Annotated in this window: 8 protein-coding genes and 2 tRNA genes; 1 reads left to right on the forward strand and 9 read right to left on the reverse strand. The window is 61.4% G+C overall.

What is annotated here, in order from left to right; genetic code table 11:
• The first annotated feature begins 33 nt into the window (after nt 1-33).
• On the forward strand, nt 34-864 hold the full coding sequence (locus VM94_RS18240; RefSeq protein WP_046684769.1) for an AraC family transcriptional regulator: 831 nt from the start codon (nt 34-36) through the stop codon (nt 862-864).
• Between the two features lie 43 nt (nt 865-907).
• Here the strand turns inward: VM94_RS18240 and aqpZ are convergent, their stop codons facing one another.
• The 9 genes from aqpZ to VM94_RS18285 all read right to left on the reverse strand — a co-directional run bounded on the left by aqpZ (nt 908) and on the right by VM94_RS18285 (nt 6,737).
• Complete coding sequence (gene aqpZ / locus VM94_RS18245) at nt 908-1,597, reverse strand: aquaporin Z (RefSeq protein WP_034758233.1); 690 nt, start codon at nt 1,595-1,597, stop codon at nt 908-910.
• 211 nt (nt 1,598-1,808) lie between these two features.
• Nucleotides 1,809-2,237 carry a GNAT family N-acetyltransferase gene (locus tag VM94_RS18250; RefSeq protein WP_046684770.1) on the reverse strand — a complete coding sequence of 143 codons (429 nt, stop codon included), beginning with the start codon at nt 2,235-2,237 and terminating at the stop codon, nt 1,809-1,811.
• A complete protein-coding gene (locus tag VM94_RS18255; protein ID WP_046684771.1) occupies nt 2,237-2,695 on the reverse strand; it encodes an Ivy family c-type lysozyme inhibitor in 459 nt (152 codons plus the stop codon). Before VM94_RS18255 ends, VM94_RS18250 begins: the two co-directional genes overlap by 1 nt.
• A 62-nt stretch (nt 2,696-2,757) precedes the next feature.
• Nucleotides 2,758-3,168, reverse strand: a complete 411-nt coding sequence (locus tag VM94_RS18260) for a hypothetical protein (protein ID WP_138828861.1) — start codon at nt 3,166-3,168, stop codon at nt 2,758-2,760.
• 28 nt (nt 3,169-3,196) lie between these two features.
• Nucleotides 3,197-4,303, reverse strand: a complete 1,107-nt coding sequence (locus tag VM94_RS18265; protein WP_046684827.1) for an amidase family protein — start codon at nt 4,301-4,303, stop codon at nt 3,197-3,199.
• Between the two features lie 250 nt (nt 4,304-4,553).
• The gene (locus tag VM94_RS18270) at nt 4,554-5,129 is read right to left on the reverse strand and encodes an elongation factor P (protein ID WP_034758247.1); all 576 of its coding nucleotides are present in this window, start codon (nt 5,127-5,129) and stop codon (nt 4,554-4,556) included.
• 135 nt (nt 5,130-5,264) lie between these two features.
• Complete coding sequence (gene earP / locus VM94_RS18275; RefSeq protein WP_046684773.1) at nt 5,265-6,434, reverse strand: elongation factor P maturation arginine rhamnosyltransferase EarP; 1,170 nt, start codon at nt 6,432-6,434, stop codon at nt 5,265-5,267.
• Between the two features lie 94 nt (nt 6,435-6,528).
• A tRNA-Glu gene (locus VM94_RS18280) sits at nt 6,529-6,604 on the reverse strand.
• 57 nt (nt 6,605-6,661) lie between these two features.
• A tRNA-Glu gene (locus tag VM94_RS18285) sits at nt 6,662-6,737 on the reverse strand.
• Nucleotides 6,738-6,913 lie beyond the last annotated feature (176 nt).

Genomic DNA, 6,913 nt, shown 5'->3' on the forward strand with positions numbered 1-6,913 from the left:
AAGTGACAACTAGGTGACCCTCCAACGACCAGCATGTACACCCAACCACTCGTCCAGACCCACCCCGATGGCGTGCCGTTCAGCCGAAGCACCAGCTCGCACGACTACCAGCATGTGCCGCGCCCCGTGACGGCCATGTCGCGGCAATACGTGGCGGGCGAGTATACGGCGCCGCACAGCCATGTACGGGCGCAACTGCTGTATGCGACGGAAGGCGTGATGCGCGTGTCCACCGAGCACGGCGTGTGGATGTTGCCACCGCGGCGCGCCCTGCTGATCCCCGTGGGCATCGTGCATGAAGTCCACATCTTGAGCGAACTGAGCATGCGCACCGTGTACATCGATGCGCAGGTGGCGGCCCGATATGGCGACGATTGCAAGGTGCTGGAAGTGAGCCGGCTGTTGCGCGAGCTGATCCTGGCCCTGCTGGCCGAACCGGTCGAATATGCGCTGGCGGGGCGCGGCGACTGGCTGGCGCACCTGATCCTGTCGGAACTGGCGGCGGCCGATACCGTGCCCCTCGCCATCCCCTGGCCGCGCGACCGGCGCCTGGTGGCCGTGTGCTCGGCCATCATGGACGCGCCCGGCAGCCGGCGCAGCATCGAGGACTGGGCGCAGGACGCGGGTGCCAGCGCGCGCACCCTGATCCGCTTATTTCCCAAGGAAACGGGTCTGCACTACCGCCAATGGCTGCAGCAAGTCCACGTGGCCGAGGCCTTCTGTCGCCTGGACCGGGGCGAAGGCGTGGCGGCCATCGCCTATGCGCTGGGCTACGCCAGCCCCAGCGCCTTCAGCGCCATGTTCCGCCGCATCCTGGGCCGCACGCCGCAGCACTACCTGAGCGAGTGGCGCGCCGCCGAGTAAACGAAAAAAGCAGCCCGCAGGCTGCTTTTTTACATTTTCAAACTTACTCTTTTTCGCCGGCAATCAGGCGGTAGGCCAGCGCGCCCAGCAAGGCGCCGATGATCGGTGCCAGCCAGAACAGCCACAGCTGGCTTGTCGCCCAGTCGCCCACGTACAGGGCCACGCCCGTGCTGCGGGCCGGGTTGACGGAGGTGTTGGTGACGGGGATGCTGATCAGGTGGATCAGGGTCAGCGCCAGGCCGATCGGCAGCGGGGCGAAGCCGGCCGGCGCGCGCTTGTCGGTGGCACCCAGGATGACGATCAGGAAGAACATCGTCAGCACGATTTCAATGACCAGCGCCGACAGCATGGAATAGCCGCCAGGCGAGTGGGCGCCGAAACCGTTCGAGGCAAAGCCCTTGCTGACGTCGAAACCGGCCTGGCCGCTGGCGATCACGTACAGCACGCCGCCAGCCACGATGGCGCCCAGCACTTGCGCGATGATGTATGGCAACAGTTGACTGGCAGGGAAACGGCCGCCGGCCCACAGGCCGATCGAGACGGCGGGATTCAGATGGCAGCCCGAGATGTGGCCAATGGCGTAAGCCATGGTCAGCACCGTCAAGCCAAACGCCAGCGCCACGCCGACAAAGCCGATGCCAAGGCCGGGGAAAGCGGCGGCCAGCACGGCGCTGCCGCAACCGCCCAGTACCAGCCAGAACGTGCCGAGAAATTCGGCGCCATATTGTTTCATGATTTATTCCTTTACATTGTCGAAAAAACGTACCCAGGGGACGACCAGTCAGACCGCTCATTCAGCTCGCCCTCACCGCATGGCGATGGCAAGGCAAAACACCAACAAAGTACGGCTGCGCAACCGCAGCAGAGCGCGCATAATGACATATTGTCATTATCAAGGCAATATTAATCTAATACGACAATATCAATAGTTTTTATGGAATCAACTATTTTTTTGATAATTTTACTGACGCGGGGCGGCGCATGTATTTTTGCGGCGCCTCCAGCGGCGCAAAACCAAAGCCTGCATACAGGCCATGCGCATCGTCGGTGCCCAGCATCCAGACGACATCGCGCAAACGCGAATCGCCGAGTACGGCGGCCACCATCTGCTTGCCATAGCCGCGCCCCTGGTATTGCGGCAGCACAAACACGTCGCGCAGGTAGGCAAAATCCGTGTAGTCGGTGATAACCCTGGCGAACGCCACTTGCTGTCCATCCACATGGCCGCCGAAACACAGCGCGTTGGCGATCCCCTTGCGCACCGTTTCGATCGCCACGCCACGCTTCCAGTACGACTGTTCGCTCAGGTAGCGGTGGATCATGGGCACGTCCAGTTCGCCTTGCTCGCTGGAAATGCGTAATGGCGCGTGCATCAGTTCTTGTACAGCAAGTCGGCTTCAGCGATGCTGGGATCGCCGAAGTACACGGTGCGCAGTTCTCCCTTGGCATCGCTGCCCATGTACACGCCCGTCATGCTGCGCGCAACCGGATCGTACAAAATGGAATAGCGGTGGCCGCAATTGTGCGGTTCGCAGACGCTGCTCAACAGGCGCGCCTTGCCGTCGATCTCGACCGGCTTGAGCGGGCTGGCCACGCCATCGGGCACCCAGCGCTGCCGCTTCAGGCCCGCCTTTTTCAAGCCGACATTGAAGGCCGTGCGAAAGGCGTAGTCCGCCTTGTAGACATCGGGGAAATACGGGCAGCTGGAGCCGCCGTCGCAGCTTTGCGCCTGCTCGATCAGCGACAATTTAGGCGTACGCGCTTGCGCCGGCATAACGGCCAGCGCCACGGCAGCGCCCATGAACAGGGGCAAGAGCAAACGTGTGGACATGCAATCTCCTAAAACATCGATAACAGGCGCAGCATAGCAGAATGGCATCTTGCGCACGGGCATCAGGGAGAACAGCGAATACCGACCACCCCGTTGACCTTGCCTTCCGGCCAGCCCGTCTCGCGCCAGCGGTACACGCCGGGCGCGACGATGATCAACTGCCATTCCACCAGCTTGCCGGCGGCATTGAGGCGGGTTTCATTGTCATAGCGTAACGTCAGGCTATGCTCCGTTTCCGCCACGACCGTCGCGGCAAAGCGGTTGGTTTCGCCCAGCTTGCTTTTCCACGTGCGGTCGTTGAAGATCGCCAGCCGCTGGTGATCGTCAGACAGTTGCATGCGCGTGAAGTGGCGCGCTTCTTCGCACACACTATTCGTATTCACGCTGTCGGACCAGCTGCCAGACAGTTGATCGGCATCAAAAGGAGTGGAGGTGGCGGCCACGGCCGCGATCAGCAGCAAGGTTGCAAGCATAATTTATCGAAAGAAAACAAAAGAATCGTCATGGTCGACGCAGCGCCAAAGTGATGCTCGATGGCAGTGCGGGCGTGCACCGGTGCAAAGTCGCCTGCTCGTAGGCATACGCCATCGCAATGAGCGGCATGTCGCCGTGAGCAGGGCCGATGAAGGACAAGCCGACCGGCAAGCCCCCGACCACGCCGGCAGGCACCGTAATATGCGGCAAGTCGGAATGCGGCTGCGCCACGCCATGGCAAGTGGGACCCACCAGCGCATCGAGCGCATGCGAACGCAGCAGCGCTTCGATGTCGCCAGCCCCGGTCGCGGGCGGCGGCTCGATCAGTTCCGCGCCCTGCTCTCGCAGCACGTGCAGCGCCTGTTCGATCACGGCATCGGTCCCGGCACACAGGCCGAACAGCTTGCGCGCCACGCCGATGCGGCGCCCGCGCAAGCCGGCGGCATCGAACACGACGCCATCGGCCAGGCGCTCGCCGCTCAAGGCGGCCAGCAGCCACGCTGCCTCGCGCACGCTGGACGCCATCGGTCCAGCCGTGGCTGGCTCTGCGTCCTGCCCGCCTACAGCCCTGCCCGTGGGCTTGATGGCGACCAGGCCGCAGTTTGAAGCCGGCGCGACGATGGCGCCGTCCGCCGCGCTGTCGACGGCCAGGATGGTGAGCCCCGCCCAGCTGGCACTGGCATGCGGCACGCTGACGGCCGCCCACTGGCGCAAATTGCTTTTGCCGATGATCACGGCGCCGGCCGCGCGCAAGCGCGCCGCCACGAAGGAATCGCAGCTGGCATGTGTGGCCAGGGGCGCTTGCGTGCGCGTCTTCATGCGGTCGCCCGTGGCGATATTGTCGCGCAAGACGACGGGAATGCCGTGCAAGGGGCCGCGCACCTTGTGCACCTGCCGCTCGCGGTCCATTTCCAGGGCGATTTTCAGCGCATCGGGATTGATTTCAATGCCGGGATAGGCGCGCGCGCCTATGCTGCACAGGGAGCGGATGCGGGCCAGGTACTGCGACGTCAGCGCATGGGAACTGAGTTTGCCTGCCTGCATCATCTGCTGTTGTGGCAAAACGCCCGCGTCGAGCAGATGGGCCATGGGACTGGCCGGCGCCGTGGCACGGGCCAGTACGGGGCGCGACACGCTCCGGGACGCGCCACTGCGTAACATCTGACTGCGCTGCATCGTATCTCCAGGAAACCTCAGTGTTTCTAACGCAATAATGTGCTAGCCATAGCATAGCAGTCCTTGCAACTCAATTGTTGTTGAAGGGAATTATTTTTTAAGCAAAAAAAAAACGCCGCCCGAAGGCAGCGTTTCTTGATGGTCCAGCACTGGAGCAAGCCAGGCCGGCGTTTGCCAGTCCAGGAGAGCGGCGCAGTGCAAGGCTCTATCAGTTGCGTACGACACGCTTGTATTCGTTGGTACGGGTGTCGATTTCGATGACGTCGTCCTGTGCCACGAACAGCGGCACTTGCACGGTGTGGCGGTGCGCATCGATGGCGTTTTCGATCTTGGCTTCTTTCAGGACGTTGCCCGACGTGTTGCCCTTGACCGCTGGCTCCGAGTACACCACTTGACGGGCGATGGTCGTAGGCAGTTCAACGGAGATTGCTTTGCCGTCATAAAAAATGGCTTCGCATTCCATGCCATCTTTCAGGTAGTTCAGCGCTTCGCCCAGGTTTTCTTCTTCGATTTCGTACTGGTTGTACTCGGTGTCCATGAAAACGAACAGCGGATCGGCGAAGTACGAATACGTTACTGGCTTTTTATCCAGAACAACGACGTCGAACTTGTCGTCGCCGCGGAACACGTTTTCCATCGGGGTGTTCGTCAGAAGATTTTTCATCTTCCATTTGTAGGTGAAGCCCGTGCGGCTCGAACCGTTGACATCAGAACGCAACACGATCATAGGCTTGCTGTCGACCATGATGATATTGCCAACACGAATTTCTTTTGCGGGTTTCATAGGAATGTACGTAAAAAGTGGGTTGCATGAAGACCATCTGCCGCCTGTGCGCCATCAGCGCCGCAAGCTTGCGTTTGATCGGTTAAAAATACGTTAGAAATAACCGGGCATTTTACCTTAATTTTGGGCAAGCGCCTATCTCGTCGCGCCAGCGAACGCCAGCAAGTTACTTGCCAGATCGCCATTAGCCTGCATCTGCCGCTGCCAATCCTGCGCGCGCGCCCGGATGCGCGGCAAATCGGCCTGCAATGCGGGCCACAGCTGCGCCCACGGCAAGGCGTCCGCGCCGGCGCCATTCCAGGCCAGCGCCGCCTGCACCAGGCTGTCGATGGCGCCATCCGCATCCACCGCATAGCGCTGCAGGAAGGCGCGCAATTTGACGTGATGCAAGTTCTCATCCTGCAGATAGATATGCCAGAGAAACGGCTGGCCGGCCCATTGCGCGCGCACGAACGAGTCCTCGCCGCGCACCAGGTTCACGTCGCAGGCCCACAGCAGGCGGTCGTAATCGTCCTGCGGCACGAACGGCAGCACGCGCACGGTAAGTGCGCCGCGCGTGCGCGCCGCACCAGGCACCGCCGCATCGTCGCCGATAAACGCTTGAACGGCGTCGAACGCGACGCCTTCCGGCACCAGGCACGTGATGGGTTCGCTCCCCGCCTGCCAGGCCGCAAACAGCTCGGCGACGGGAGCCGATGGATAGCAGAACAGCGATATTTTCAAGGCGCGCATGTCCGCCGCCGTCACGCCGAATTGCCCGAGAAATGCCGCCATGGCGGGCGCATCGGACTGGAACGCCAGCCGCCGCTCGTCGAGCGCCGCTTCGCGCAGCAAGCCGCCCGTCTTGTTCGTGAAGCCCGGGAAGAAGAAATGCTTGATCATGCCGTGGCGCGGCGACGTCAGCGCATGGCAACCCTCGACCCACTCTTCCGCCGTCAAGCCTTCCAGGTTCAGCCACACGGGCTGCGGCGCGCACTGCGCCATGGCGGCGATATAGCCGGGCGGAATGTCGCAGGCAAAAAACTCGATAACGATGTCGGCGATATCGGCAGGCGCAAACACGCCATCCTGGCCGCGCCAATGGCGGATCGTGACGCCCGAGACTTGCTGCGCTTCGGCCGCCACATCGATTTCAGGGCAGATGCGCTGGAAACTGGCTAAATCATCGACCCACAGGGTGACGGCTACGCCGTGCTCGCCGCTCAACTGCCGCGCGAGGCGCCAGCAAATGCCGATATCGCCGTAGTTGTCGACGACTTTGCAGAAGATGGCCAGGGAAGGTGCGCGATCGGTAGCTAATGGCATATTTAATAGGGAAGAGAAAAGGTGACATGGCAGCCCATAACAAAAAAGCCGCGCTGTTACCAGGCGGCTTTTTTGTTGGCTGATTCAGCCGGTCTGGCGTCCCCAAGGGGATTCGAACCCCTGTACTCACCGTGAAAGGGTGATGTCCTAGGCCTCTAGACGATGGGGACAGAAAATCTGTCCTGGATGCGCTGCTTTGCATCCCGACCTGTTACTACTTGCGAATCTGGCGTCCCCAAGGGGATTCGAACCCCTGTACTCACCGTGAAAGGGTGATGTCCTAGGCCTCTAGACGATGGGGACAGAAATCTGTCCTGAATGCACTACTTTGCATCCTGACCCGGTACTGCAGCAATATGGCAGAAACAAAAAAAGCCTGACTTGTCAGGCCCGTTCAGCACTGCACTCTTACTTTACAACTAAATCCTGGCGTCCCCAAGGGGATTCGAACCCCTGTACTCACCGTGAAAGGGTGATGT

The sequence above is a fragment of the Janthinobacterium sp. KBS0711 genome (genome assembly GCF_000988085.1).
Taxonomy (GTDB): domain Bacteria; phylum Pseudomonadota; class Gammaproteobacteria; order Burkholderiales; family Burkholderiaceae_D; genus Janthinobacterium; species Janthinobacterium lividum_E.